Below are 23844 nucleotides of genomic sequence, written 5' to 3' on the forward strand. Positions count from 1 at the left end.
GGCCGCTCCGACCGGCCGCCCGCTGCCAGCAGCCGGTCACTGCCACCCGGCGGTCACTGCCACCCGGCGCTCCCGTCTACTCGTGGGGTGGCAGGCTCGTGTCGCGCGTCTCGACGGCGTCCAGCAGCGCGACCAGCGAGTCCGCGGCGAGGTCGAGGAGTGCCTCGCCGCGCTCCGCGTCGCCGTCGCGCGGGTCGCCGACGACACCGTTCTCACTGAACTCCACGACGTCGACCGCGAGATTCGCGTGCGACGTCCAGTCGCCCCAGCCGTCGCTCGCGCCCGCAGCGGCGTCTTCGACGCGGTCCTCCCGGACGAGGTCCGGGTCGGTGTGCCGGAGGAACGCGGTCTCCAGCGGGCCGGCATGGCCCATGTCGGCGCTGTGGTCGCCGACCGCGTCGAACCACGTGAACGGGACGGCGTAGGCGTCGTCGTGTCGTGCGATGGTCGCACACACCTCGCCGAGCGCGGCGACGTTCCCGCCGTGGCCGTTCACGACGACGACGCGGTCCCAGCCGTGGCTCGCGAGACTGCCGACGACGTCGCGGACGGTCGACCGGAAGGTGTCCGGGGACACCCACAGCGTCCCCGTGAACTGGCGGTGCTCCTCGGAGACGCCGACGGTGACAGGCGGTGCGACGACGACGTCGTCGGTCGCCGTGTCGGCGTCGGTCTCGTAGGCCTCGGCCCCCGCCTCGGCGACGGCCTGCGCCGTGAAGTGGTCGGTTCCGAGCGGGGCGTGTGGCCCGTGCTGTTCCGTGCTGCCGACCGGAAGCACCGCGAGGTCCGTGTCGGCGGCGTCGGCGTCCGTCCACGTCGCGTCAGCGAGCCGCATACCCGGAGCCACGCGAGCCGGTGGCTTGTAGGCTGTCATCCGGCAGCGCGATACGGAACCGCAGAGGCGGGGTTAGTCGTCCTCGCCGTCGGCGTCGACGGCCGCCTGCCGCTTCGCGGCGCGCTCGACGAACTCGTCGGGCAGTTCGTCGATTTCGCCGGCCTGCACGCCCCAGAGGTTCGCGTACAGGCCCTGCTCGCCGATGAGATCGTCGTGGGTGCCGCGCTCGACGATTTCGCCGTCTTCGAGGACGACAATCTGGTCGGCGTCCTTGATTGTCGAGAGCCGGTGCGCGATGGAGAACGTCGTGCGGTCCTCGGTGAGGCGGTCGAGGCTGCGCTGGATGAGCATCTCCGTCTCCGTGTCCACGTCGCTCGTGGCCTCGTCCAGCACGAGAATCTCGGGGTCCTTGAGGATGGCCCGCGCGATGTCGATGCGCTGGCGCTGGCCGCCCGAGAGCTTGACGCCGCGCTCCCCGACCTCCGTGTCGTAGCCGTCCGGGAGGTTCTGGATGAACTCGTGGGCTTCCGCGGCCTTCGCGGCATCGACCACGTCCTCGCGGTCGGCGTCGAAGGTGCCGTACGTGATGTTCTCCTCGACGGTGCCGTAGAACAGGAAGGTGTCCTGGCTGACGTAGCCGATGTGCCGCCGCAGGCTCGGCAGCGTCACGTCAGAGATGTCCTGCCCGTCGACTCGGACTTCGCCCTCGTCGACGTCGTACATCCGGAGCAGGAGCTTGAGCACCGTGGACTTCCCGGCTCCCGTGGGGCCGACGAGCGCGAGCGTGTCGCCGCCGTCGACCGTGAAGTCGATGTCCTCGACGATGGTCTCGTCGTCGCCGTACCCGAACGTCACGTCGTCGTAGACGACCTCGCCCTCGTCCACGTCGAGTTCCGCGGCGTCGGGGTTCTCCTCGATGCGCGCCGGTTCGTTCATCAGCCCGAAGATGCGTTCGCTGGACGCCCGCGCCCGCTGGTACATGTTGATGATCTGCCCGAACTGCGCCATCGGCCAGATGAACTGCTGGCTCAGCAGGATGAACGTCACGAACTCGCCGGCGTCGAGGGTGCCCGTGAAGAACGCCGGCGCGCCCTCCGCGACCCAGATCCCGCCGAAGACGAACGTCAGCACGAAGCCGACGCCGGAGATGATGCGCAGCGCCGGGAAGAACTTGATGCGGATGGTGATAGCGCCCCAGTTCGCGTCGAAGTAGCCCTGGGAGACGTCGTCGACGCGCTCGGACTCGTAGCTCTCGGTGTTCGAGGTCTTGATGACCTGGATGCCGCCGAGGTTGTTCTCCAGCCGGGAGTTCAGGTGGCCGACCGACGACCGGACGTCGGCGTACTTCGGCTGGATTGCCTTCACGAACCGGTACGTGAACAGGGCGATGATGGGCACCGGCAGCATCGTGAGGATGGCGAGCTGCCAGTTCACGAAGAAGAGGTAGACGCCGATGGCGACCACCATCACCGACAGCCGGAACGCCGAGTTCAGGCCGTCGTTCAGGAACCGCTCCAGCCGGTTCACGTCGTTGCTGAGGATGGACATCATCTCGCCGGTCTGTTTGGTGGCGAAGAAGTCCATGTTCAGGCGCTGCATCTTGTCGTACGTGTCGGTGCGGACCTCGTGCTGGATGTGCTGGCTGAAGGAGTTGAACCCCCAGTTGCGGATCCAGTGGAACGCCGCGCCGAGGAGGAACGACCCCGCGATGAGACCGCCCATGAAGAGAATTTTTCCCGGGTCTTTCGGTGGTACCACCGAATCGGGGAGCCACGGCAGGAACGCCTTGTTGTCCTGAATGACAGAGTCGATGGCGAGCCCCAGGAGGACGGGCGGCGCGAGGTCGAGCACGCGCGCGAACACACTGGCGATGACCGCTACGACGGCCTCGAATCTGTGGTCCCGGCCGTACTCACTGAACAACTGGACCATCGCGTTGTCGACCTCTTCCCGTTGCTCCTCGAAGGGGTCGTCGTCGTCCGTTGCTGTACTCATGTCCCTGACCAGAAGTAGTCATCTGCAAAAAACGTTTCCTACGAATCGAAACACTCCCGCGGACGCGGGCAGCAGCCGGCCGTCAGCTACCCTCGGTGCCCGCGACGACGACCCTGTCGCCCTCCTCGACGCCGCGCTCGACCGTCCAGTTGTACGGCACCTCGAGCACCCACTTCCCGCGACCCGGGTACGGCGTCAGGTCCTCGTTGTCGTCCTCGGTGGGCGCGTGGTGGATTTCGGTGATGCGGCCGTCGGCGTCCACGTACACGATGTCGATAGGGAAGTCCATCGAGCGCATCACGTACGTGTGCCGGCCCTCGTCCGGGTAGACGAACAGCATCCCCTCGTCCGCACCGAGGGACTCGTGCTCGCTCAAGCCCGTGTACTGCTCGTCCGGCGTGTCGGCGATTTCCACAGTGACAGCTCCGAGACGGTCGTTTCGCTCACGGTCGCAGACGGTTACGCGGGGGCGCTCTGCGGTCGCTGTCGACTGCGCCGTCGGTGAACACGCCGTCGCAGTCGTCGCGGCCGTCGCATCACCATCCGTCCCGGGTTCTGACGCACTGAGCGGGGACCCCGCACAGCCAGCGACCACGAGCAGCGCGACCACTCCCAGCGTACGCCAGTCCATGCCGCGGTGTAGGGTAGCCCGGGGTTTGGCCGTTCCGGCGAAGGGAAACGGTTTTTGCCGCCCGACGGCTCGTTTCGAGTACGTGGGTTCGTGGTCTAGTTGGTCATGACGCGGCCTTTACAAGGCCGAGGTCGGTGGTTCAAATCCGCCCGAACCCATAGGAAATAAAGGCAAAGCGGCCGTTTCTGCCGCTTTCGTTGTCTCTCAGTCCGCGAGAGAGATCTGTCGCTTCTGCGGTGAACCGGCCGGCGACCGCTGCCCCGCGCTCGAACAGGGTGAGTGCCGTCCATGAGGCGGTTTTGCCCCGACTGCGGCGCGAGGCTGCGCCCATCGACGTCGCCGGGTGGACTCCCTCGCCGTGTCTGTCCGGACTGCGACTGTGGCCCAGTGGGGGTGAACGCGGGCCCATGACGGTGGTCGAGGACGTTCTCTCACCGGCTCAGTACGAGGCGTGGAGTGCGTGCCGCGCTCCGGGCGAGATGCCGGTTCGGATGTTCGCTCGCGAGACCGAGCGCTCAGAGGGGACAGTCGGGAACCACCTCAGGCGTGCCGAGGACAAGCTCGCGGCGGCAGCCGACGCCTTCGCGGCCGTCGCCGAACCCGTGGACTTCCTCGAGGAGCGCGACGCCCGCTCGACGAGCTGGGAGCGCGCCGCCCCGCTGGCTCCGGCAACCGAGATTCGACAGCTCAACAGCCACGCGTGGCTGCTCCAGCTTCCCGACGGCAGCCCCCACGTCACGGCGCTGCTACGGCGTCAGGGCAGCTATCAGGGATGGTGTGACTGCAACGGCTGGGAGTACCGCGACGACCCAGCGTCACCGTGCGCGCACCTCTGTACGCTCCGTCAGGGCGCGTTCGCTCACGTCGAGACCGCCGAAGGTGAACGCCTCCAGGTCACGGAGGCCAGCGCGACCCGCGAGCCCGTGACCGACGGCGGGGAGTTCGTCAAGCCGGCGGCTGGCGCGGATGGCCGCGAGTTCGGCCGCCCGGAGGGTCAGCTATGACAGCCGCTCGCGCTGTCAGACACGCTGAATCCAGCACGTCGGCCGCGCTGAGTGCGCTGCGAGCGGATGTCGCTCGTGTCATACCACCCCTCCCCGTCGGTGTGAATAGTAGTTATCGCGTGCCCGCCCGTCCAAGCACTCGCGATATTGTGCCCCCCGAAGGGGGGCAGCGCGCGGACGCTCGCACGCGAGTCGCCGCGGGGTGGTCGGCATGAGTGAGGACCTCTCGACTGACTCGATCGTGGTCACCATGTTCGTTACCTGCGCTCTGACGGGGTACGTCTATCCGGGCCAAACCGCGGTAGGGATGTTCGCCAGTGGTGTGACGGTCTACTACATTATCGGCATCGCAGCAGGAGCGTCACTGTGTGAGATGACGCCGTTCGTCGGGGGTGGTTCGGCGTGAGTCGGCACACTGTCCGCGTCGACGAGGAGGACCTCGACGAGTATCTGGACGACGCGGAGAACAAGAGTGAGCTGGTGCGAGAGGCCGTGCGGCTGTACCGGCTGAAGAACGGCGCTGTCGACGACGCCCGGCTCACCGACAAGCAGCGGGCGGCCTACGCGTGGCTCCGCGAATACGTCGGCGTCGAGGAGACGATGCAGTACGAGGTGGTCCAGACGGTGCTGTCCCAAAAGCTCTCGCTGGGCAAGGAGATCGTGAAGGAGCTCGTGTTGAAGCCGCTGGACCGACTGGGCTACCTCGACGTGACACCGCGGATGCACCACGTCATCGTCGAGGTCCGGCCGCCGGACGTCGTCGACGGGAAGAAGCCGACGACGCCCGACCCAGACGACCCAGATGGCGCAGGTGAGACGTTGGACGCCCTCGAAGCGGCCGGTGAGGGGGTGGCCGAAGGTGCCGACTGATGACAGATCGGAAGTCGGCCGTGCAACCTACCGGGTTCACTCTGACGCTGGCAGGGCGAACGACTGGGCATCTGCGACGACCTACGTCCTCGCGGACGACTGGGAGCAAGCGATGGATGCTGTCGAAGCGGAACGTGACAGGCACGCCGTCAGCGCAGTCTATGAAACCGACCGGCCTACCGAGGACGCACAACTCGTCGCTCAGGAGGTGTTAGCAGATGAAGCCTGACAGTAGCGGCGTCATCAAGGGGGTCTACGGATGTGACGACTGCGAATTCGGCGGGGAGGCCGGGAACGCGGTTGGAATCGCTGCACAACACGCAGAGGCAAACCCGTCCCACGGTGTGTGGGCTGAACAAGTCACTGCGATGGAATGGAGCAGTTCCGATGACGCGTGAAGACCTCGGCAGCCGAGATCGTCGCGCAATCGCTCGCGAGCATCTACTCGGCGCAACTGTCTGGGCCTACGGCGCTGGCGGAGCGCGAGTTCGCTCTTGGACGCAACGCGAGCAGTTCTCGCACTTCGGTGGCGTCCGGGAATTGGGGGAGAGTCGGACGAGATTCGGCTGATTCCCGGCCGTCGCGACCATCAAAACGCCTCGAATTGCTGCGAAACTGACCGGCTTGCAGGCAACACGGACACGATGAATCTCCGCGAACACGACAACAAGGACGGCATGAAGGTGTGGCTCTCCGCCAGCGAGGTGGACGCACTACTCGACGCCGCGAAGAACACCGAACACCGCATCGCACTCGCTCTGGGCGCGCGCTGCGGACTCCGCAGCCACGAGGTCCTCGATGTCGCGCCCGAACACGTCGTCGACACCGACGCCGGCACGATGCTGCGCGTCTACCACGGAAAAGGCGACCAGTTCCGCGAGACACCGATGCCCCGCGACCTGCGGACCACGATCTCCACCGTCGCTGACGTCCGCGACGAGGACGACAGCACGCCGCTCGTCGCGACGAACCAGACGCGCACTCTCCGCCGCTGGATCAAGCGCGCTGCTGGGGAGCTGGCCGCGGACGGCGACGAGGCGTGGCGGCACCTGAGCTTCCACGACCTCCGGCGGACGTGGGCGACAAACCTCCGCAACGACGACGTCGACCCGCTGATGGCCTGCGACTGGGGCGGCTGGAACGACCTCGAAACCTTCCTCGAACACTACCAGGGCCGCTTCAGCCCGGAAGCACAGAAACGCGAACGCCAGAAAGTCGACTGGCTGTAAGGCCCGCTATCGAATTCTTCGGCCAAGTGTGACGACCGTGTATCACCGAGCGAAGAGGAAACCAAGAGCTACGCTACCGGTACGGATTCTCGGCAGTGTCGAGTCGGGTGACGCCATCGAGAACGTCGAAATCGTCGTCGAACGAGTAGAGGTAGTCGATGTCTTTACGGTCCATGTACGCAGCGATGGTCGCGTCGACGAACGAAAGCTCGTCGTAGCGCCGAAAGATTGCCTGGGCGGCGTTGAAGTCCGTCTTCGGTGTGTGTTTCACCTCGAAGTGTGCGCCCTCAACCAGACGGTCGAGTATTCCGCTGGCAGCACGGGGGCTGAGTCTCTCGCCGACAAGATTCAGTGTCTCTGCAGCGACGTAGTTCGTCACGACGGCCGTCGGCAGCGCGCCGTGGTCGATCTCTCTGACTATCTCCCGGCTCTGTTCGTGGTACTCGTCCCGAGCGCTGGCGCTTGCGAACAGAACGTTCGTGTCCAGGAGCGTGGCCGGCATCACTCGCCCCCGAACTCGTCTTCGGCCTCGACGGCGTTCGTCTCACCAGCGTCGACGGGTTCGAAGTCATCGAAGACGCCCTCCTGCTGGTGGACGATTTCTACCGAGAGGTTGTCCTCGTCGTTCAGTGTCCAGCGGAGCTTGTCTCCCGGCTCGATATCAAGCTGACGCCGAAGTTCGGCGGGAATCGTCACCATTCCACGGTCGCTGACTTTCGTCTCTTCGGCCGCCATAGACGGGTATTGGAGTCAACAGCCAATACATGTTGCGCCACATGTGGGTTCGAACACCGCCCACTGTTCGAAGCCTCTGACGGCAAGACGAAAATAGCGTCCCGATACAGCCCACCGAGAGCCCTCGGACGCTCGGTGTGACTCAGGGGAGCACTGGGTAGATGCCTACTTTCCAGACTGTATCCAGCGGTGTCCAGACACCGAAGGCATGACTTGCGGCGTCGTCAAGGCCGACGACCACGCCGACGAACGCGACGAACCGCCACACGAGTGGGTAGCCACTCCACATGCCGCCGGGCCACAGGACACCGAGGAGTGCAACGACCAGGCCCGCCAGCGTCAGCAGCGCGCCGGTAGTGTGGTAGTACGGCCAGACGGTCGCGAACGCGAACAGCGCCGTCAGCGTGCCCGTGAGCGCCAGCAGTGGCTCGCGCTGGGCGTAGTCGTCAGCCACCACGAGGATGGCAACTGCGAGCACCAGCACGCCGACGTACAGGTGGTGTGGCGCACCGATGACCCCGTCCGGTACGGACTCAGCCGGAAAGGTCACGACCCACCACCACCGTCGTTCTGGACGGCCCCGAGGATGGCTTTCAGCGCGCCCTTTCCGAATGCCCACGTCGCCGCGAGCGCGACCGACAGCGCGAACACCCGCCAGAGCAACACCGGTACCTCGACCCGGGTCGCGAGCGCGACCGCGAGCAACCCCACGTTCGCGAGTACGAGCACGTAAGCCAGTCCGTCGTTGGTCAGTCGATGCCGCACGTCCACGTCGTCGGTGGTCTCGGTGTCAGTCATCGCAGTGGCCTCCGTCTGTCCGCAGGTCCACCCGCCGCAGCGCCCGCTCGTTCGCTCGCGACCGCTGCTCGTTCTCCTCGACGCACTCGATTAGCCCGTCGCTGTGCTGTTCGCCCTCGAGAGCACGACGACTCCAGCGGGCATCCCGGGCGGCCTGTCGAGTGTAGGAGAGTGCGCCGAGCGCCGACAGCGCGGTGATGACCGCGGAGATCGCCATGACGACCTGCGTCCAGGTCATCAGGCCACCTCCGACCAGACGTCGTCGACGCCGCCGGCTGCGTCCTCGATGTAGTCGTCGGCCTGCGTCTGGAAGCCGATTGGCGCGGCCTCCAGCGCCTCGACGACGATGTAGACGATACCCAGCATCACGACGAGGAACGCTACCGACTCGACGGCAGAGACGGGTCCGTCACCCATCTACATCACCCCCGTCGTGTGGCCGCCACTCCCGGGCATCCAGCCGTCGCTGGGGTCCGGCTCCGGCGTGAACGGCAGGTCAGACTCCTCGGCATCGTCGCCGCTGTCGTCGTTGCGACTGCCTCCATCGTCGCTGCTGCCGTCGTCCGGGTCGATCCCCGGACCGGGCGAGTGACCGCCGTCCTCGGGCTGCCAGTCGTCGCCCTGCTCCGGGGCCTGCTCGCCGCCCGAGTCGTCCCAGGGGTCGCTGCTGCTCCCGCTGTCGCTGCCGCCCCCGGGATCGATACTGGGTCCGGGAGAGTGCCCGCCGTCCTCGGGCTGCCAGTCGTCATCCTGCTCTGGTGCCTGCTCGCCGCCAGAGTCCTCCCACGGGTCACTACTGGGGCCGTCGTCGCTACCTTCGTCTTCGTCGCTGCTACTCCCGGAGTTGTCTTCTTCGCCGTCGACCAGCTCGCGGAGCTCCGCGTCGGCGTTCTCGTAGGTCGAGGCGGGCACGCCGACGGCTGCGAGGCTGGCGGCCTGCGCTGTCGAGACAGCGGTCGTGTAGCCGGCCGCACTGAGCACCAGCCCCGTCCCCGAGGCCGCCAGCGCAGCGCCACCCCCGACGATGACAGCGGCGTTCGTCGGGTTCTCGCGAGCGTACTCGAAGAGGCCGGTGCCGCTCTCGTGAATCGGCTGATTCGCAGCGCCAGCGTCGACCGCCCCACTCTGTGGCGCACTCGACCGCGCGGCGTACTCCTGGACGTCTTCGATAGAATCGAACTCCGGGACCGGCTCGTCGCTGTCGCCGTAGGTCGTCGCGTCCTCGAAGTCCTCGGTGCCCTCGAAGAACTCCTCGTTGTGTTCGGCGTTCTCCTCGTCGTCGCTGGGGAACCGGTCCTGCTCGTCCTCGACGAGACCCGGGCCAGTCTCCTCGCCCGGCCGGTCCTCCGGCGTCGGGTCCGTCGGCGAGTCTGTCCCCGGGTCGACCTCGTCGTTATCGTCAGGGAGCGTCCAGCCGTCACCGGAGCCAGAGCTGGAGCCGGAACCACTCCCGGACCCAGACTCCGAACCAGTTCCAGAGCCAGACCCGCTCCCCGAGCCGGAGCCGCTGCTGGAGCCAGCTCCGACCCCCGAGCCGCTGCCGGTGCCAGACCCGGTTCCCGGGCCGCTGGGAGACGGACTCGGGGAGGCCGGTGACGACGGCAGCAGGCCGCTACCGAACGCCAGCAGGCCGAGCAGCGCCAGCAGCACCGCCCACGCCGCCTGCGCTCGCTTCGTGTTGTCCATCAGTCGGTCCCTCCGTCGTGCGGCCGGCTGGGGGCCGTACTCGTATGATTCTGCATTGTGTTATCCGAGTGTTCCAACTGTTATCTGGACGCTGTGGCTGGAGGAAATCGAGGCTCCGTTCGGGTTCTCCGAATCGTAAACTGCGTCTGCGCGGAGGTGTGAGAGGGGCTTCGCAGCAAGCCCCCATTCGGCAGACTGATGATGGACGCTGAAGTCCTGCGTCCCGTCTCCACTACTGTCGCCGGTCACCCCAGTCCCCCAGATGTTGTCTTCGGTGCCGTCCTCGTAGACTGCGTAAACTCTGACTCTCGTATCGGCCGACGGGGATGTGCTACTAGTCGATGTCTCGACGCTCACCGTCCCCCGAATATAGAACGGCATCATCACGTCGCCGGTCGTGAACAGCGTCCTGCTGAAGTTCTCGGTGCCAGAAGTGATCGCGCTATCTGAGCCAGACTGCTCGGTGACAGACATCCCGAGGTCGCTCGCGTGCCGACCATCGACCGTCTCGGCGTCCACCTGACCGTCGACGGTCGCCCGAACGTTCGCGTCGCTCCGGTGCTGGCCCGCCGAGACGCCGCCGACCTCACTGTGGTCGGTGACAGTAAGCAAGTGCCATTCCACACCGTCGTAGACCTTTGCCTCGTTGGTGCCGAGATCGTACCACGTTTCACCCTCACTGGGGTTCTCGGGTGCGGCATCGGCGACGTAGACGAAGCCGGAGGAGATGGAGTCTGCAGGCCACGTCGCCATCTCAGACCACCTCGTAGACCTGTGCCTCGACAGCCGTCTCGTCGCTGGCCTCGAGGCGAACCGCGCTGGCGTCGTAGCCCATCGCGATGATGTCCGCGCCAGCCGCATCGAACTGCACGGGGCTCTCGGGGGCGACGTACCACGTCGCGCCGCCGTCCGGTGACAGCGACACCTCGACGTTGACCGCGCCCTCGGTCCCGAGGTACAGCGTCCACGAGGAGGTATCGCCGAGCATGCTGGCGGTGCCGGTGCTGATGTCCTCAGCACCGTCTGTCAGACCGCGCTGGAGCGTCGCGCGACCCTGCAACTCCTCGATGTCGCCGGAGACTCCGACGGGCATCAGCGCATCACCTCGTAGCCGACCGGCTGGATTGCGTACTCGCGGTCACCGGTCGTCGCCGAGAGATTCCGCACGACGACCTCCATTGAGTGGCTGAACCCGAGTGCCGGAGTGAACGTCACCTGAAGGTCGTCGACGTCCGTCGGCGGCACGGGCGCTGGGCCGAACACCACTTCGTCGTCCATCCGCAGGACGTACTCGGTGTCGGCGCGCTTCGAGATGGCGACCGTTCCGACGCGGAACATGGCGTCGTTGCTCACGGGCTCGTACGTGAGCGTGATCTCCTCGCCGCTCGCGAGGTCGACGCTCGCGGTTTCAGCGAACGGCCGGTCGTCGGGCGACGGTGCCGGAATCAGGTCCGGCATCAGAGATCACCCCCGTGCTTGGTGTCGACGCTGGCAAGGTCGTCACTGTCGGCCTCCTCGTCACCGTTGCGGCCGAACTGCGGGCCGTGTCGGCGTTCGGCCTGCCGCCGTTCTTGAGGTGCAAGCGGGCGCTTCTTTCCGTGGATGTCGGCCTGTTCGCGCGATTCCGCCCACGTCGTCGGTTCGTCGTCGGTGCTGGTGGTGTCACTCATGGTAGGTGTGGTAGACCCAGATCGCGAGCAGCGCGACCTGCACGACCTGAAGCGCGAGCTCGATGTCCGCTCGGCTCCACGACGACGCCTCGATAGCGGCGTCGAGCGGCGACTGCTCGCCCGCGGTGGGCGACGGTGCCGCGGTCGTCGTGGCGGTCGCGTCGGTGCTGCTGCTCTCGGTCTCGGTAGTGTCCCAAAGATTGGTGGTCATCTGTTGGCCTCCGACGCTACATCGACGCCGTGACCTCGGCCTTCAGGCCGGGCACGACGTCGCGACCCTGCATCGCGGTGAAGTTCAGCAGGGCGTTCGTTGCGACCGCGCCGTCGCCGTCGGGGTCCTCGAAACGCGTGACGTAGGGCACGTCCACGTAGACGTCGAGAGTCATGTCGGCGGCGACGAACGGCTCCAGCGGGTCCGAGCCGTCGCGGAACTCGAAGTACTCGGGCTGCTCGCTGAGGTTCTTCCGGTGGATGTTCTTCACCGAGACCGTCTTGAGATTCTTCGACGTCGACGTCGACCCCTCGGCGGCCTTCTCGACCTCGAGGGTGCCCGCCTTGTTCGGGATGTAGAAGACGTGGATCGTCGAGCCGGTGCCCGAGTCCGTCACCTGGATGTCGCCGCTCGAGCGGTCGACGGAGTCGGGGGCACCGTAGTAGTCGCCGTCGAGCCAGACGACGACATCCTGCGTGTTCGGGCAGTCGAGGATGCCGTGGGAGACGGTGAACGTCTCGGTGTCACCGGCGCTGCCGTCGGTCGGGCCGAGACTCTCGTAGGCGGGCAGCGCCAGTTCCAGCGGGCGGTCGGACTGCTTGCCGAGGAGCTTGTAGGCGACGTCGGCACGGAGGCGGGCGATGCGGCTGCGGCTGCCCATCGAGTTGGCTCGCCAGTCGAAGGCCTGCGGGGAGAGGTTCCGGCGGTCTCGCCCCGTCTGCTTGAGTTTCTTCTTGATGTTGGCCGGGATTCCCGCCATGGTCAGTTGGAGAAGGGGCCTTCGATGGCGTCCGTGTCGAGCTGTGCGACCGAGTCGGCGGCGCTCCAGGCGGCCGTCGACTCAACCATGATGGCGAACTCGTCGATGTGGCGAATCGTCACGCTCGACGGCGTTCCGCCCTTGTCGGAGGCCTCGGGGTACTCGAGTTCGACCTTGCTCTGGTCGATGTTGTCGGCGTCCTGCTGGGTGGTGACGTCGTTCCGGACGTAGTGGCCGATGTTCGTGATCTCCTCGCTGATACGGTGGAAGGACCGCTGGCCCGCGCGCTTGACGGCGAGGTAGACGGTCGTGGTGCCGATGGGCAGCGGGTCGCCGTTGCTGTCTCGCGGCTTCAGGTACAGCGGCAGGCCCGAACTGGAGCCGGCAGCGACCGCGTTCAGCAGCCGGACGACGGTACCGCGGTCGGGGCTGAAGGTGAGGACGGCAGTCTCGTGTCCGGGGACGCCGTCCTGCGCCTCGACGTTGTTGCCGGTCGCGCCCTGATCGAGGAAGATGTTCGCGGAGCCAGCCATCAGTTACCGGCCTCCTGGATGTGCTGCTTGAGGTTGTAGCGGACGGCGAGCTGGTCGACGGTGTAGAGGCCGCCGCCGAGCATCAGTTCGCGCTTGTAGGCCGGCGAGTACTGCGCACCGGCGACGACGAGCGCGCCGTAGGCTTCGTCGGGGATGTCGTAGCTGGTGTTCGGTTCGATGAGGTTCTTCGCGACAGTCGGCCCCATGAAGCCGGTAAAGACCGCGCCGGCCTGCATCCAGAACTCGGGGTCGGCGAGTTCGTCGAGGGCGTCCATCGCGTCACTGGTAGCTGCCATTGCAGTCCTACCCGAACCCCGGCCCGTTTGTACGAATCCGGCTTAGATAGCGCGAGAAAGCGCGCAGAGGCGTCGGGTCCCGCTGGGTGTCAGCGGTGGTTCTGGTGCCAGAACGCCATGAGTTCGGCGACCGCTTCCGCGTTACCGGGCTCGAAGCCCTTCCGGTCGCTCATCTCGTCCTTGATCTCCCGGAACAGCTCCGCCTTGTCGCCGTAGAGCGTAGTGCTCTCGCTCGGTTTCGCCATCGTCAGGTCGCCTCCGGGTCGGTGAGGTGCTGGCCCTGCGCGCCGTAGTGCGTGCTCTGCATCGCCACGTTTCTGGTGTCCTTGCGCTCGACGTGGCCGCTCTCGTCGGCGAACACCCACTCGCTACCCACGGTGTCGCCGGTGTCGTCGGTGAACTTCCGGAGCGGCAGCGCGTCGCCGTCGACGAGCAGCGCGTCGGGGAGCGTGCCGACGGCGTCAAGCGTTGGGTTGTGGACGTCGGCGGTGTACTCGATGATGCTGCGAACCTTCGAGAGGTCGCCCGAGGACGTGAATCCGCCGAGGATGGTAAACATCATCTGGGCCAGCACGGTTTCGTCCATCTCGGTCAGCCGTTGCGTGACCCAGAGGCTGCTGGCGTCTTCGCCGCGGCCGGTCGTTGCCAGCCCCTTCACGCCGTCGGGGACGCTGCCACGTTGTGGGGCGACGAAGTGCGACTCGTCGATGACCGTCAGCGACGACCCGGCGAGTCGGCGGTTCGCTTTCGCGACGGGGTCCGCGACCTCCTCGCGCCACGTCTCCTCGTCGAGATTGTGCCGACAGAGCACGACGCGCGGATTCGCCTCCAGGAACTGCGCCCACTCGTCGACGCCGAACGCCTCGGCCTCTCGCGGGCCGACGATGAAGTGCTTCGCCAGCCCCGCCTTGACGAGCCCGCGGTACTCGTCTTTGAAGTCGAGAACGGCCAGCCGGTCGTACTCCTCGGCGTTCGCCTCCGTCCAGGCCTGCGTGTACCACGACTTCCCCCAGCCGGACTTCGCCGCGAGCAGCCCGTTCACGGTTCAGTCCTCGTCCTCGACGGGCTCGACGTCGATCACCTGCGTGCCGGCGATCTCGAGGTCGCGACCGTGCCACCGCGGCACGACGACTGTCTCGCCGTCCTCCAGCCGCCGGAGGGCGTCCTCGTTGAGAGTGAGCGACTGCTCGGTCGGCTCCCGAGCCGGCTCGTCGCCGCCAGTGAGGGACTTGATGGCCTCGAAGACCGACATCAGGGCGAGGAACACGGCGAACGCGAACGCGAGTTCGTCCGCGAGACCGTCGGAGTCGAAGCCCTCTGTGTAGGTCACGCCGACCCCTCCATGTCCTCGGCGACGGCGGTCATCACGGCCTCGACAGTGCGCAGGTTCGTGGTGAGGACGTCCTGAATCGCCTCTCCGGGCCGGAAGTCGACGACGTTCGCCTCGAACTCGTCGAGGGGGACGCCGAAGGTGTTCTCGACGTGGAGCGCGGCCAGTTCGTCGTCGCTGTACGCCTCGGCCTCCGGGGAGGTGCTGCGGTAGTTCTCGGCCCACGACTGCTTCTGTGCCTGCCACTCGTCGTCGTTCAGGTCCGCGTAGGCCTGCGCTCGGTCGGGGTTGTCGAGGTGGTCTGGAACGAACTCCCCGAAGTACCAGCCGACGAGGTCGGCCTGACTCGCTCGCTCCGCCATCGTTTCGAGCTGGGCGGCCCGCTCCTCGGCGTCTGGGAGTTCGTCGACCGAGATGTCCGCATCGCTGGCCTCCGCGAGCCGCTGGGCGAGCTGGAGCTGGGCGCGCTCGCGTTCCGCGACGACCTGCGAGAGCGCCTGCATCTGGGGGCGGAACTGGTCGAACATCTGTGCGCCGGTGGCTTCGGTCATCTGCTCTTTCGCTGCGCTGAGTGGGTTACGCATTGTCCTGCTGAAGCTTCGAGACGGCCTTGTTCGGGAGGTCGGTGCGACTGACGAGAACGGTGGCACAGAGGGCGGCGGTCGCGATGAGCATCCCCTGGGCGGGGTCCATCTCGGCCTTCCCCTGCTGGGCCATCCAGTCGTTGACGTACTCGTCGAGGTGGAGGTCGCGGGCGAGGGACTCGTCGATGTGGTCGGCGTCCTCGTCGCCATACTCGTCGATGACGGCGTTCAGGCCTGTGGTGACAGTACCGACGTAGAGGTCGCCCCAGTCCGTCGTCCCCGTCTCGGCAGGTGCGGCTGGCGCGTCCTCGTCACTCGATTCGGTGTCGTCCTCGGTCTCCTCGTCGTCGACGTCGGCACCGGCCTCCGCCTCAACCTGGTCGGCGAGGTCCGCCAGCTCGCCCATGTCGGCCCGCTCGTCGGGCTCGATGTCGGGCTGCTCCTCGCTGTCCTCGTTCTCGCTGGTTTCGCTTGCTTCGGGCTGCTCTTCCTCGCCTTCTGCCTCTGGCTCTTGCTCGCTCATTCCCAGAGCTCCTCCGGGTCTGCCGTGGTCTGGCCGTCGTCGCTGTCCTCGTCGTCGCTGGCCGTGGCGGCCTCGACGTCCGCAGTTGCGGCGGAGTCGCCGTCTTTCAGCGCGACGTGGTAGACGACCGCGGCAACCGCGACGACGCCGACGAGCAGCAGGAGAGTGCGGGTGCTCGGAGCGGGAATGCCCCCGCTTTCGTCGGCTGTACCCGATTGCTCGTCGTGGGGAGGCGAATCGCCCGACGACTCGCCTTCGCTGCCCCCGTCGTCGCTGCTCTCGGTCGCCTCTTGCTGGTGCTGTTGCTCGTACTCGTCTGGCGTAGCCATCTCAGAGCCGTTCTCGGTCGCCTCTGAAGGCGAGGATTCGCCGCCTTCAGTCTGCTCTCCGCCCGATTCTCCCTCGTCGCTCTCGGGGCCGTCAGTAGCAGCGCCTTCAGGGGGCGATTCGCCCCCCACTGAAGGCGAGGTTTCGGCTGCTTCGCCCTGCTCTTCCGCGCTTTCCCCCTCTTGGTCGTGGACCTCCGGCTTGAGGGCGTTCCAGTCGTGGCCCTCGCTGGTCTCGGCGTTGATGTGCGAGCGCACCGAACCGAGCGACCGACGCTCGTCGACGCCGAACCCGCAGTCCTCGACCGGGCACCAGTGTGGATCGGGCACGGTCAGACGGCCTCCGCTGTGGTGTTGAGTTGCATCGTCGATACGCGAGGAATAGAGGACAGAGAAGCGCAAAGACGGCCGGATTACTGTGTTCGCACTATAGTCTCGGCAACGTTTAGGGGGCTGTCGTCCGTGGGTCTGAGTGTAGTTATGGCGATGAATCAGTTGGTGTCCATCGGCGGAACGTCGGTGGGTGTGACGCTGCCGATGGCAGAGCTTCGCGACGAACAGCTGGTCTCTGGTGGCACTGGTGGCGAGCCCCTGGAGATCGAGGAGACGCTCCTGCGCGTCGAGCGCTTCGACCGCGGCGCGTGGCAGGTCGTCCGGACGGACGAACACGAGTTCCCCGCGTACATGGAGCGGCCCGCGTTCTGCCAGCAGGCACAGCCGACCGTCGAGGCGTAGGGCCGTTTTGGAGATTTCGCGCAGGTTCTACACCTGATAGAGAGTCGCGCGCTCTCCGTCGTAGGTTTCCGGGATGTCTCCGATACCCCAGCCCGTGCCGGTCGTTTCGATGTAGTAGTAGTCGCGGCCGTCGAGTTCGTAGTAATTCCCGTTGATCTCCTCGCTGTAGATTCCCGCAGCCATGTGTTCCGGGGGCCCGATGAGGATCATGTCGTAGTTGAACGGATCGGCCTGTAGGATGCTTGCGAGGAGGATTGCAGTGTCTTCGCAGTCCCCGTCTGAGTCGACCAACGTCTCGGTCGGGAACTTCGGATACTCGTCGTATCCCCGACTCACGTCGTCGGTTACGTACGGGAGGCTCTGGACGAAGTCAATCACGAACTCGACCTTTTCCCGCTTGCTCTCGAAGCCGTTGTCCTCGGCTGTCGAGTCGAGGATGCCAGCAAGTGCCTCTGCGTTCCCGTTGCTGTTTGCGACGGCGACGTACTCGTCGTAGTCACGGCCGCGGGGCTCCGAACGCATAGTCGCGTAGGCGGACTTGTAGAAGTAGATTCCAGCCGACCACTCTCTCCCGTTGGTACTCCCCGAATAGTCGAGGTTGAACGAGCCTTCGTGCTCGACACGAGAGAAGGAATCCGTCTCGTCCTCGTCTGGCAGATAATCTGGCTCGTCGCGCTCAATCGAAGTGCCGTTGAGTTTGAATGCGGCCGATTCGCCGAGCCTTGTGACCTCCTCTGCCGAGACCTCTGAAATCTCCTTGTCGGGGATGGCAACAATCGAGTGGAAGATTCGTTCGTCTTCGGGAAGATCACCCTCGACAGAAACCGTGATCTCGCGAGGGTCGTCGCCATTGGAGGGCGGTGTAAATGTCTCGCTCCGACCGGATGCGTAGGTCTCACCGTCGGGGAATCCAGAAGTTATCACGGCGAGGCGAGCAGGGTCCTGCTCGATTTCCGGGTAGTCCCGGACCTTCACGACGAGCTCGCGGCCGTTGTAATGGGTCACGCCGGTGCGGGCTGACGGGACAGTCGCATTCAGCATCTCGCTACTGGACTGGCTCGGAGGCTCCTCGGTCGTCGTTGTAGTCGTCGGGGCTGTGGTGGTCGGCCGTGTCGTCGTTTCCGTGGGCTCCGCCGTAGCGGTCGGGGTCGAATCGAGGTCCTCACGGGACTGTACGTCTGGGTCACGGGGTGCGTAGTCCTCACTGTCGATGACGCCGTCGCCGTCGGAGTCCTTGATGCTGTCGTCGCTGTTGCTGTCGTCCGAAGCGCAGCCTGCTGTGCCGGCCAGTATTCCGGCAGAAGCAAGTAGCATCTGCCGCCGCTGAATCTTCTTCATACGCAGACATGACAGTATTCTCCGATTAACTTTCGGGATTACTGGAACGAGTGATACAACAGCGGTATGACTAGTGATTTTATGAGACACAGATGTGGCTATTTTTACAGAAATTCAAAAACTTGTTAAATGAAAACCTCGTATACTGATTTAATGGCTTCTGAGCTTACTACGGCGCTTGTTGCTGTCGGAGGTGGATTGGTTGGAGCGGTACTACGACCATCTATTTCCGCGTTTTGGAACAGTAGAGTAACCAATAACAGACAGTCATCTATTGACCAGCGTCAGTTTGGTCAAATCTACGCGGAGGAAGAGATCAAAGCATTAACTGAACTGGCAGAGGCCACAAATATGGCTAAACTTACAGTTGATAGACTGTACCCTGCTGTTAACGACGCCCCGGCGGAGTATCAGGAACAGCTCCTTGAGCAGGAGCTTGTGCCGGTTATAGAGGATTTCTTCAAGACACGTGGGCGCTACCTGGCATTTGAGGGGGACGATGAATTTACTGAATCTATAAACGAGTTCGCCAATAGTGTTAGTAATTGTAACAAGTGGATGCACCAATCTGTATCTCAAAACACATCTAACCCAACAAACACACCCGATTTTGACCCGCACGAGTTTAATTCAGAATACAAGGAAGTAATGGAGGAAATACGCAGTAGAATCAGGCCACCGATTGATAACTGGAAAGATAACCACAACATCGAGTCACATTCGTGAACTGCTTATTTTAGCCACTAATTGCGATGGGGGGCCTCTTTGTCAAGGGGCACAACATGGACGTCTCCGGAGCGTAGGAACGGCACTGCGTGTCGAGCGCTTCGACCGCGGTGCGTGGCAAGTCGTTCGGACGGACGAACACGACTTCCCCGCGTACATGTAACGGCCGGCGTTTTGCCAGCAAGCACAGCCGACGGTCGAGGCGTAGAGTTTTTCTTTTTGACCTGAGTGTGCGTTGTCAAATGGCTGGTCGCTGCACTGAGTGCGGGCGGTACCACCACGACGGGCCACCCTGCGAGAACTGCGGGACGATGAGCTTCCAGCCCGCAGAAGAGGTCAAAGCGTGCGCCGAGTGTGGCGCAATTCACCGGGATGAGAGCCCGCCGTGCAACGAGTGTGGTGCGATGGGGTTCCGGAAGGTGAACCCGGACAGCATCGACGAGAGCGGTGACGATGGCGACGACGGGATTCCGTCACCGTCGCAGCACTCGCGGCGGAAGGTGCTCTACGGGCTGGGCATCGTCGGCGTACTCGGTGCTGGTGGCTACGTCTACCTCACCAGCGACGACTACCCGACAATGGAAGCTCCGGGCAAGGCTGACGAGGCCAGCGGCATCCGCTTCGAGACCGTCGAGACGGAGATGCGTGGGCTCGTCAACGACGAGCGGGAGAGTCAGGGTCTATTCACGCTCTCGTCAGCAGAGAACGTCGACGCCTTCGCCGAGTACTACAACAAGATGTACGTCAAGCAGGGCGGCAGCAACGTCAGGGCTGTAACCTCGGAGGAGGTAGACGGCAAATTCAACGTCTCCGAGTATCACGCCGTCTCGAACCACTGGGAGACAGAGACCTCGTCGCGGTCGATCGATGGCTTCGACTCCGCCAGCGAACTCGCCAGGCGGACTGTGGATAGCTGGATGAGCGAAGCCCGATTCCGGGATCCGCTGCTGAGCACGGAGTTCTCCGAGATCGGCCTCGATGTACACGTCGGCGAGGACGGCGACATCTTCCTACTCGTCGTCGTCGATTAGTATCCCGGCAACGAGTCGCGTATGGCGCGGACTCGAAGGTCTAATTTCCAGAGAAGTTTGAGCCGGGGACATGGAATGCGTCGTCTGCGGTGCCGCGCTGTCTGCCGCGTCGAATCAACAGCGGCTACCGGCGGTGGTCGACCACTTCATCGAGGAGCACGACATGGAGGTCTCTGGAGAGTAGGGGGCGCTGCGGGTCGGGCGCTTCGACCACACGGGCGAGCAGCACGACGGTTGGACGTACCTGAGTCCGCACGATTCCCGTCGGCTGTGGGGTACGCTGCTCTGTGAGCGCGAAGTTGAGTCCGGGCTCGTGATGGAGTACGGCGGCTGGGAAGACTGGGATACGTTCCGTGAGCACTACCTCGGGCAATACTCGGTGAAAGCGCAGCAGCGGCGAGAGAAAGTAACTTGGCTATGAATCAAAGTGAAGCAAGTCTCCTCACTTATTCACCGTAGAGGATACGCTCTGCAAGAGGTTTCGGCAGTACTTCAAGAATATCCTCAGCCATAGCCTCTTGGTCGTAATCTACTCGGAGTATTTCGGCCTCCATTTCAGCTAAATCAAGAATGGCGCAGGAGGCACGAGGGTCACCATCACGGGGTTGTCCTACGCTTCCTGGATTTATCACCAGAGTGTCCCCAATTTTCTTAATGAATGGTGTGTGGGTCTGCCCCAATACCAAAATTTCAGGAGGTGATTTAAAGCTAAATTCTAGGAACCCTCGGTCCAGATCTGATTCATAAATGTATTCGGAGAGTGGGTTTCGGGGTGAACCATGTACAACAAAGATTTCAGACCCGTCTATCGTTTTCCGGATTTGAAGAGGAAGTTGATCTAGCAACTCTACATAATCACTATCGATATTTCGCCGGTTCCAATCCAAGGCACGCTTAGCCTGTACATTGAATTCTGGCGGCGTTCCGTTCACAACTCCCTCATCATGGTTACCCATTACAGATTCAACATCTGCAATTTTCAGTAATCTCATCACTCGATTGGGTTGACTGCCATACCCGACAAGATCCCCAGCGCACAAGATTTCGTCAACACCACGATCGGAGAGAGCTTCCAGTACCTGCTCAAGAGCTATCGAATTCGAATGGATATCAGATATTACGCCGATTTTCATCCCATTTCGAGCATTTTCCTCTTCAGAGGGTTCTCAAGATCAGCCTCGATTGATTCCAATACCGAAGGCCACTGGTCGAAGACATCCGCGTCAACGGAATCTAGCTCGTCCTCATTGACGTAGTTTAGCATGTCTTCGTGCAAATTAGCCGCTTGTTCGAGATGATTCTTTGCAAAGTCAATTCTCTCCTGTAAGTCCTTATTTCGGTACTTCCGGGAGATCTGGAAGCAGGCAGAGATATAATGATCCCAAGATTCCTCACTAAGTTTCCACTCAGAGCTCTCCGGCGTTGTAGCAGCGAATAGATCACCGTCATAGGGAGACTTCGTCCGGAGTCGAGAGATATCGAACCCAGATGCATCTAGGTTCTGTAGACCTTGCTCAACCCGGATATCATTCAAAATTTCATCTGAATAGTAGTAGATCACTGTTCGCCCAAACCCTTCATCATCAGGCTCCCATCGACCCACGTCAAACGCCTTTGTATTCTTGTAGTGACCGGATGCGAATGCATCAACCCCTGCAGCAAATAGGAGATGGGCAATCTGGTGGCTGTGTCCTGCTATAACCTCAAACTGATTCATTTTTAGGGATTTCATCAGGTCAACATAGGCATGAACATCTTGAGCGCCCGTGAGGGGGTATCTCTGACCCATTTCATACTGGACAGAAACGTAGAATCCATCCGGGTCAATACTTGTGACATAATCCAAGAATTCATTTCGCTCGTCTGGGTGAGAGATTACATCACCTTCAACAGGTAGAGCTGCAAAAATCGGGATATCTTGACCGTCTTCACGAGCGATTTCAATAAATGACTCTGTGAGGTCCTTCCATTCGTTGATTTTCCTATCGACTAAGGCGTCAACATGCCGCGCCGGAGAAATATATGCATCAACGCCCATTTTATCTTGTACAGACAGAATTTCGCGGCAAAGCTCCTCACGCTGACCTTCTCGCTGAACCACTACCGTTTCAAATTCGTTCCCTCCTTTTGACTCAAAGTATGGATAGCTCTGTGCTGCGTCGCGCTCTGTCCGAGGGATATAATATTGAGGGTCAAAAAGTACCGTCTTCCCCTGATTATTGACTTTCTGTGCCAATGTTTTATTTTTCCCCATGGGGTAATCGGTCGGGCTTAGAATGACCCCATCCATGTGGTCGTTTGTCAGAGCCCTATCAACGATTGTCTGCCCATTGTACCCGAACTGAATCAGGTAGGAAGGTTTGTCGAACATCTAAATCCGGTCCCGAATTTCAGTTAGTTGTTTTAGAGCCTGCTCAGGGTTGTTAAACCGCTCATTCATATTTGGAGAGAGCATGAAGTCTAAGAAGTAACCTAGGTGTTCTGAAATAGGCATATCCAGTTCACCCTCGAGTTCTAACCATTCGCCAGTGTGTATTGCCTCTTGAACAGGGAGGTCAACAGCATTGAACGGGTGGTTTCCAGTCATACATTCGGCCATCACGATGCCCGTAGAGAATATATCCGTTCTCGTATCTTGTTTCTCCTTGTCGTTATTCAGCTGTTCAGGAGCAGAGTATTTCGTTGTTCCTGGGGCAGATGACCGAGCTGTTGGTGTTAATCCTTCTTCATTCAACATGCGTACGATCCCGACGTCCAAGAGTTTAGTCTCCCCATCAGGAGTGATCATGATATTTTCTGGCTTGATATCACGGTGTACCATCGATTTCTCATTGAACTCCTGCAGAACGGTTAGCAGCGTCTCTGCAACGTCGAATCCTAAGTTGACGCTCGGGCCGTTGTTATTCAGGTGCTCGCGAAGGGTTTGTCCAGATACAAATTCCTCTACCATCACCAGAAGTTCGTGGTCGTTAATCGTAGCAGGGAATGATTGCTTTAGGTCGACAAGAGTATTTGAGTTGATTTTTTCCATAGCCTCGACTTCTCGCTTTGCCCGCCTCGAGGCTTCATAGCTATCCACTATCACAGTTTTGAGAACTATCTCTTCACCTCGCCACTCTCCTACGAAAACGTCTTTTTGCCCACCACTATCGAGGTGGTCAGTAAGGTTATGATCTGGAAACTCCTCTTGGACGAGGTCCAGAGAAATCCGCTGGATGGACATATAAACGGACCAAAGTTAGCTTCCCCCTTAAGCTTCTAGGTGATTTTCACTTTCAAGCAACGTGGTCTCGTTTAACATCCAAGTATTGAGAGGAGAGAAAGGATCGACTCTCGTAGCAGAAACGTGTTCAACGTAATTCCCTTGCTTATCAACCGATAAGAGGCCCACATTACGGTCTTCGAACATTTCGCGGTTGTTCAGAGCAGGACCAATATGATCGGCATCTAGAAGCACGTATCGGAACTCAGCGAATGATTTTCCGCCAACAGCCTGTTTGAGAGCTTTCCGCCATTTTGAGAGTTTCAATTCAACTGCAAACGTCTGCGTGATATGCTGCCGAAGATAAGGTGTGGTCTTGACTTTCCCGTCCCCAGTCTCCACAACGAAGTTCCGGCCAATTAGCCAGTTAAGCGACTTCCGTTTTGAACGACGATCTGCGGCGCCTAGCTCGTAGAAATAATCCTTCGTAATTTCTCCACGGTTATGCAACTGGAGAAATGTCTTGAGATGGTTCTTGTCGGTGATTGGAATATCAATACCTAATTCCTCAGTTCGGCGGCGTAGATACTTATCGGAGACCGATGTCAGAACCAGGTCCGTCCTGCCAGCACTGTATGAGAATTCTGGGACAATTTCGGTGTTATCTGTCCCAAATTCTTCTTTAAGAATTGGTTGAGCCGTCTCTCGAAGTTTCGCTTCACTCTCAAACCCCATTGTTTCCACCTCTTTTCCAATTGAATCTCAAGGTTATAGTGGAGGCGTTCGACATACCAGA

General features: G+C 62.2%; 37 protein-coding genes and 1 tRNA gene. 9 read left to right on the forward strand and 29 right to left on the reverse strand.

Annotated elements, in window-relative coordinates; all coding sequences use genetic code 11:
* Positions 1–76: 76 nt before the first annotated feature.
* The 3 genes from BMW35_RS07025 to BMW35_RS15880 form a co-directional block, all read right to left on the reverse strand.
* Entirely contained in the window at positions 77–835 is a 759-nt protein-coding gene (locus BMW35_RS07025; RefSeq protein WP_089668659.1) for a creatininase family protein, read from the reverse strand.
* Positions 836–907: 72 nt separating this feature from the next.
* Positions 908–2830, reverse strand: a complete 1923-nt coding sequence (locus BMW35_RS07030) for an ABC transporter ATP-binding protein (protein WP_089668660.1) — start codon at positions 2828–2830, stop codon at positions 908–910.
* A gap of 82 nt (positions 2831–2912) precedes the next feature.
* Positions 2913–3245 carry a DUF192 domain-containing protein gene (locus tag BMW35_RS15880; protein WP_245708146.1) on the reverse strand — a complete coding sequence of 111 codons (333 nt, stop codon included), beginning with the start codon at positions 3243–3245 and terminating at the stop codon, positions 2913–2915.
* Positions 3246–3545: 300 nt separating this feature from the next.
* Here BMW35_RS15880 and BMW35_RS07040 point away from each other — a divergent pair.
* From BMW35_RS07040 to BMW35_RS07060, 6 genes are all read left to right on the forward strand, one after another.
* Positions 3546–3619: transfer RNA gene (locus BMW35_RS07040), tRNA-Val, on the forward strand.
* A gap of 249 nt (positions 3620–3868) precedes the next feature.
* Positions 3869–4465, forward strand: coding sequence for a helix-turn-helix domain-containing protein (locus tag BMW35_RS15830; protein WP_089668662.1), 597 nt, complete (start codon positions 3869–3871; stop codon positions 4463–4465).
* A 211-nt stretch (positions 4466–4676) separates the two neighbouring features.
* A complete protein-coding gene (locus tag BMW35_RS07050; protein WP_143052164.1) occupies positions 4677–4871 on the forward strand; it encodes a hypothetical protein in 195 nt (64 codons plus the stop codon).
* Positions 4868–5335: a hypothetical protein gene (locus BMW35_RS07055; protein ID WP_089668664.1), complete on the forward strand. Its 468-nt coding sequence runs from the start codon at positions 4868–4870 to the stop codon at positions 5333–5335. The genes BMW35_RS07050 and BMW35_RS07055 overlap by 4 nt, the downstream gene beginning before the upstream one ends.
* The gene (locus BMW35_RS15310; RefSeq protein ID WP_143052165.1) at positions 5325–5564 is read left to right on the forward strand and encodes a hypothetical protein; all 240 of its coding nucleotides are present in this window, start codon (positions 5325–5327) and stop codon (positions 5562–5564) included. The genes BMW35_RS07055 and BMW35_RS15310 overlap by 11 nt, the downstream gene beginning before the upstream one ends.
* A 415-nt stretch (positions 5565–5979) precedes the next feature.
* Entirely contained in the window at positions 5980–6564 is a 585-nt protein-coding gene (locus BMW35_RS07060; protein ID WP_089668665.1) for a tyrosine-type recombinase/integrase, read from the forward strand.
* A 73-nt stretch (positions 6565–6637) separates the two neighbouring features.
* On the opposite strand, the gene BMW35_RS07065 is transcribed toward BMW35_RS07060, so the two are convergent.
* The 21 genes from BMW35_RS07065 to BMW35_RS07160 form a co-directional block, all read right to left on the reverse strand.
* Positions 6638–7066, reverse strand: coding sequence for a type II toxin-antitoxin system VapC family toxin (locus tag BMW35_RS07065; protein WP_089668666.1), 429 nt, complete (start codon positions 7064–7066; stop codon positions 6638–6640).
* Complete coding sequence (locus BMW35_RS07070; protein WP_089668667.1) at positions 7066–7299, reverse strand: AbrB/MazE/SpoVT family DNA-binding domain-containing protein; 234 nt, start codon at positions 7297–7299, stop codon at positions 7066–7068. The genes BMW35_RS07065 and BMW35_RS07070 overlap by 1 nt, the downstream gene beginning before the upstream one ends.
* Positions 7300–7441: 142 nt before the next feature.
* Positions 7442–7849, reverse strand: a complete 408-nt coding sequence (locus tag BMW35_RS07075) for a hypothetical protein (protein WP_089668668.1) — start codon at positions 7847–7849, stop codon at positions 7442–7444.
* Positions 7846–8097: a hypothetical protein gene (locus BMW35_RS07080; protein ID WP_089668669.1), complete on the reverse strand. Its 252-nt coding sequence runs from the start codon at positions 8095–8097 to the stop codon at positions 7846–7848. Before BMW35_RS07080 ends, BMW35_RS07075 begins: the two co-directional genes overlap by 4 nt.
* Positions 8090–8335 carry a hypothetical protein gene (locus BMW35_RS07085; RefSeq protein WP_089668670.1) on the reverse strand — a complete coding sequence of 82 codons (246 nt, stop codon included), beginning with the start codon at positions 8333–8335 and terminating at the stop codon, positions 8090–8092. The genes BMW35_RS07080 and BMW35_RS07085 overlap by 8 nt, the downstream gene beginning before the upstream one ends.
* Positions 8335–8514, reverse strand: a complete 180-nt coding sequence (locus tag BMW35_RS07090) for a hypothetical protein (protein WP_089668671.1) — start codon at positions 8512–8514, stop codon at positions 8335–8337. The genes BMW35_RS07085 and BMW35_RS07090 overlap by 1 nt, the downstream gene beginning before the upstream one ends.
* Entirely contained in the window at positions 8515–9783 is a 1269-nt protein-coding gene (locus BMW35_RS15540) for an ICP22 family protein (protein ID WP_177170792.1), read from the reverse strand. It abuts the gene before it with no gap.
* 60 nt (positions 9784–9843) lie between these two features.
* A complete protein-coding gene (locus tag BMW35_RS07100) occupies positions 9844–10536 on the reverse strand; it encodes a hypothetical protein (protein ID WP_089668672.1) in 693 nt (230 codons plus the stop codon).
* A 1-nt stretch (position 10537) separates the two neighbouring features.
* On the reverse strand, positions 10538–10876 hold the full coding sequence (locus tag BMW35_RS07105; protein WP_089668673.1) for a hypothetical protein: 339 nt from the start codon (positions 10874–10876) through the stop codon (positions 10538–10540).
* The gene (locus BMW35_RS07110) at positions 10876–11241 is read right to left on the reverse strand and encodes a hypothetical protein (protein WP_089668674.1); all 366 of its coding nucleotides are present in this window, start codon (positions 11239–11241) and stop codon (positions 10876–10878) included. The genes BMW35_RS07105 and BMW35_RS07110 overlap by 1 nt, the downstream gene beginning before the upstream one ends.
* Positions 11241–11453 (reverse strand): hypothetical protein, encoded by a 213-nt coding sequence (locus BMW35_RS07115; RefSeq protein WP_089668675.1) that lies wholly within the window; start codon positions 11451–11453, stop codon positions 11241–11243. The genes BMW35_RS07110 and BMW35_RS07115 overlap by 1 nt, the downstream gene beginning before the upstream one ends.
* Complete coding sequence (locus BMW35_RS07120) at positions 11446–11664, reverse strand: hypothetical protein (RefSeq protein WP_089668676.1); 219 nt, start codon at positions 11662–11664, stop codon at positions 11446–11448. Before BMW35_RS07120 ends, BMW35_RS07115 begins: the two co-directional genes overlap by 8 nt.
* A 16-nt stretch (positions 11665–11680) precedes the next feature.
* On the reverse strand, positions 11681–12424 hold the full coding sequence (locus BMW35_RS07125) for a hypothetical protein (RefSeq protein WP_089668677.1): 744 nt from the start codon (positions 12422–12424) through the stop codon (positions 11681–11683).
* Between the two features lie 2 nt (positions 12425–12426).
* Entirely contained in the window at positions 12427–12957 is a 531-nt protein-coding gene (locus tag BMW35_RS07130) for a hypothetical protein (RefSeq protein ID WP_089668678.1), read from the reverse strand.
* Positions 12957–13253: a hypothetical protein gene (locus tag BMW35_RS07135; RefSeq protein ID WP_143052166.1), complete on the reverse strand. Its 297-nt coding sequence runs from the start codon at positions 13251–13253 to the stop codon at positions 12957–12959. The genes BMW35_RS07130 and BMW35_RS07135 overlap by 1 nt, the downstream gene beginning before the upstream one ends.
* An 89-nt stretch (positions 13254–13342) precedes the next feature.
* Positions 13343–13498 (reverse strand): hypothetical protein, encoded by a 156-nt coding sequence (locus tag BMW35_RS15545; RefSeq protein ID WP_177170793.1) that lies wholly within the window; start codon positions 13496–13498, stop codon positions 13343–13345.
* Between the two features lie 2 nt (positions 13499–13500).
* Positions 13501–14295, reverse strand: a complete 795-nt coding sequence (locus BMW35_RS07140) for an ATP-binding protein (protein ID WP_245708147.1) — start codon at positions 14293–14295, stop codon at positions 13501–13503.
* Between the two features lie 3 nt (positions 14296–14298).
* Positions 14299–14583 (reverse strand): hypothetical protein, encoded by a 285-nt coding sequence (locus BMW35_RS07145; protein ID WP_089668680.1) that lies wholly within the window; start codon positions 14581–14583, stop codon positions 14299–14301.
* Complete coding sequence (locus tag BMW35_RS07150) at positions 14580–15134, reverse strand: hypothetical protein (protein WP_089668681.1); 555 nt, start codon at positions 15132–15134, stop codon at positions 14580–14582. The genes BMW35_RS07145 and BMW35_RS07150 overlap by 4 nt, the downstream gene beginning before the upstream one ends.
* Positions 15135–15159: 25 nt before the next feature.
* Positions 15160–15690, reverse strand: a complete 531-nt coding sequence (locus BMW35_RS07155; protein WP_089668682.1) for a hypothetical protein — start codon at positions 15688–15690, stop codon at positions 15160–15162.
* Positions 15687–16418, reverse strand: a complete 732-nt coding sequence (locus BMW35_RS07160; protein ID WP_177170794.1) for an ICP22 family protein — start codon at positions 16416–16418, stop codon at positions 15687–15689. Before BMW35_RS07160 ends, BMW35_RS07155 begins: the two co-directional genes overlap by 4 nt.
* Before the next feature lie 84 nt (positions 16419–16502).
* Here BMW35_RS07160 and BMW35_RS07165 point away from each other — a divergent pair, with 84 nt between their 5' ends.
* A complete protein-coding gene (locus tag BMW35_RS07165) occupies positions 16503–16751 on the forward strand; it encodes a DUF8053 family protein (RefSeq protein ID WP_143052167.1) in 249 nt (82 codons plus the stop codon).
* Positions 16752–16778: 27 nt separating this feature from the next.
* On the opposite strand, the gene BMW35_RS07170 is transcribed toward BMW35_RS07165, so the two are convergent.
* A complete protein-coding gene (locus BMW35_RS07170; RefSeq protein ID WP_089668685.1) occupies positions 16779–18089 on the reverse strand; it encodes a hypothetical protein in 1311 nt (436 codons plus the stop codon).
* A gap of 153 nt (positions 18090–18242) precedes the next feature.
* On the opposite strand from BMW35_RS07170, the gene BMW35_RS15315 reads away from it, so the two are divergent.
* Together BMW35_RS15315 and BMW35_RS07175 are read left to right on the forward strand one after the other, a co-directional pair.
* Positions 18243–18815 carry a hypothetical protein gene (locus BMW35_RS15315; RefSeq protein WP_143052168.1) on the forward strand — a complete coding sequence of 191 codons (573 nt, stop codon included), beginning with the start codon at positions 18243–18245 and terminating at the stop codon, positions 18813–18815.
* Between the two features lie 242 nt (positions 18816–19057).
* Positions 19058–19846: a CAP domain-containing protein gene (locus BMW35_RS07175; RefSeq protein WP_143052169.1), complete on the forward strand. Its 789-nt coding sequence runs from the start codon at positions 19058–19060 to the stop codon at positions 19844–19846.
* Positions 19847–20292: 446 nt separating this feature from the next.
* Here the strand turns inward: BMW35_RS07175 and BMW35_RS07185 are convergent, their stop codons facing one another.
* Genes BMW35_RS07185 through BMW35_RS15325 form a run of 4 tightly spaced genes read right to left on the reverse strand, consistent with a single transcriptional unit; the run spans position 20293 to position 23783 of the window.
* Entirely contained in the window at positions 20293–20979 is a 687-nt protein-coding gene (locus BMW35_RS07185; protein ID WP_089668687.1) for a metallophosphoesterase family protein, read from the reverse strand.
* Positions 20976–22217: a hypothetical protein gene (locus tag BMW35_RS15320; RefSeq protein WP_143052170.1), complete on the reverse strand. Its 1242-nt coding sequence runs from the start codon at positions 22215–22217 to the stop codon at positions 20976–20978. Before BMW35_RS15320 ends, BMW35_RS07185 begins: the two co-directional genes overlap by 4 nt.
* A complete protein-coding gene (locus BMW35_RS07190) occupies positions 22218–23069 on the reverse strand; it encodes a serine/threonine-protein kinase (RefSeq protein ID WP_089668688.1) in 852 nt (283 codons plus the stop codon).
* Between the two features lie 27 nt (positions 23070–23096).
* Complete coding sequence (locus BMW35_RS15325; protein WP_143052171.1) at positions 23097–23783, reverse strand: hypothetical protein; 687 nt, start codon at positions 23781–23783, stop codon at positions 23097–23099.
* Positions 23784–23844 lie beyond the last annotated feature (61 nt).

Origin of the sequence: Halobacterium jilantaiense (genome assembly GCF_900110535.1) — an archaeon.
In the GTDB taxonomy this organism is placed as follows: domain Archaea; phylum Halobacteriota; class Halobacteria; order Halobacteriales; family Halobacteriaceae; genus Halobacterium; species Halobacterium jilantaiense.